Genomic DNA, 201 nt, shown 5'->3' with positions numbered 1-201 from the left:
AATAGCGTGCTATTTCGAAACTCGTGTTCAACTACCAAATAGAATGTGCAAGCAATGGCGTCAATCGAAGCGTCGACAAAACAATGTATCGACACAACTCTATCTAACACCAAGCCCAGGTGTCTGGGTACTTTGACGGTATTCAAATCGACCAACTCTGCCAACCAAGCTACCCATTTTTGTGAAAGATCTCTCTGAATT

The 201-nt window shown here is 42.8% G+C and carries 1 protein-coding gene; it reads right to left on the bottom strand.

Features of this window, described 5'->3' with window-relative positions:
• On the bottom strand, positions 1-201 hold a 201-nt coding region (locus tag JEM65_RS21585; RefSeq protein WP_199603824.1), incomplete at both ends, for a hypothetical protein.

It is taken from the genome of Gelidibacter salicanalis, from assembly GCF_016469035.1.
Lineage (GTDB): Bacteria > Bacteroidota > Bacteroidia > Flavobacteriales > Flavobacteriaceae > Gelidibacter > Gelidibacter salicanalis_A.
This window is presented reverse-complemented; position numbering and strand designations above follow the sequence as displayed.